Genomic DNA, 1300 nt, shown 5'->3' on the forward strand with positions numbered 1-1300 from the left:
GGTCCTCCCGGCCGGGCTAGGCCCCCGGGCGCGCCGGGTCCGCCGCCGCGGCCGACTCCCCGGCCAGCGCCGTCAGGGACTCGTCGGTGAGGCGGTACACCGTCCATTCGTCCATCGCCTCGGCGCCCAGCGAGGTGTAGAAGTCGACCGCCGGGTTCCAGTCGAGCACCCACCATTCGAGGCGGGCGTAGCCGCGCCGGGTGCACTCCTCGGCCAGTGCGGCCAGCAGCGCCTTGCCAAGTCCGCTGCCGCGCGCCTCGGGGCGGACGAACAGGTCCTCGAGGTAGATGCCGTGCACGCCCCGCCAGGTGGAGAAGTTGAGAAACCACAGGGCGAACCCGACGACACGGCCGTCGAGTTCGGCGACGTGGCCGTACAGCGCGGGCGCGTCGCCGAACAACGCGGCCCGCAGCGCCTCGGGGGTGAGGTGACACTCGTCGGCGGCCTTCTCGTACTCGGCAAGCTCGTGCACGAGCCGGACGACGGCCTCGACGTCCGAGTCGCGGACACGGCGGATGCGGGGGTCCACAGGGCTACCTCCGGAAGGTGCGGGGCGGGGCGGCGCCGGCCACACAGCAGGCGGTGGCCGGCTCTCGGCGGGGTCAGGACGGCGGTACGTTGAGATGGCGGATCTGCGGCACGCCCCGTTGCCTTCCCAGTACGGTCAGGCTGGCGGGGTCGGACCGGAAAAACCTACCGGCCGCCGGGTCCAGCTCCAGCCACCGGGCGATCAGGACGCGGCCGAAGTCGTCGTGCCCGACGAGGACGACGGGCTGCTCGGCCAGCAGCGGCCGGACGTGGCCGAGCACGCGGTCGGCCCGGACGCGGACGGCATCGGGGCTCTCCCCGCCGGGCATCGGGTGGGTCCACACCGACCACCCGGGCACGTGCTCCCGGATCTCCGGCGTGGTCAGGCCCTCGTAGTCGCCGTAGTCCCACTCCACGAGGTCCTCGGTGACCTCGCTGACCTCGAGGCCTGCCAGTTCGGCGGTGTGCAGCGCACGGCGCAGCGGGCTGCTCAGCACCACGGCGGAGGCGTCGTCGGACATCAGGGCGTACGAACGGCCCGCGGCGTGCGCCTGCCGTTCGCCGACCGCCGTCAGCGGCAGGTCGGTGCGTCCCGCGTGCCTGCCGGTGGCCGACCATTCGGTGTGGCCGTGGCGCAGGAGGAACAGCGGATGCTCGTGCGCGCCTGCAATCACGCCAGCAATATAGTCGCCACACGCGCCCACGGGGACCCGTCCGCGCCCGCCGGGCGGGTACCGTCCGCCCGGCCGGGCTCGCGGCCCTGGGACTCGGC

At 73.9% G+C, this 1300-nt stretch carries 2 protein-coding genes; both read right to left on the reverse strand.

The features are described 5' to 3' along the window. Positions 1-16 precede the first annotated feature (16 nt). A complete protein-coding gene (locus SACSA_RS0111995; RefSeq protein WP_019816162.1) occupies positions 17-529 on the reverse strand; it encodes a GNAT family N-acetyltransferase in 513 nt (170 codons plus the stop codon). Positions 530-602: 73 nt separating this feature from the next. Next, complete coding sequence (locus tag SACSA_RS0112000) at positions 603-1202, reverse strand: histidine phosphatase family protein (protein WP_019816163.1); 600 nt, start codon at positions 1200-1202, stop codon at positions 603-605. Positions 1203-1300: the final 98 nt, after the last annotated feature.

Origin of the sequence: Saccharomonospora saliphila YIM 90502, from assembly GCF_000383795.1 — a bacterium.
Taxonomy (GTDB): Bacteria; Actinomycetota; Actinomycetes; order Mycobacteriales; family Pseudonocardiaceae; genus Saccharomonospora; species Saccharomonospora saliphila.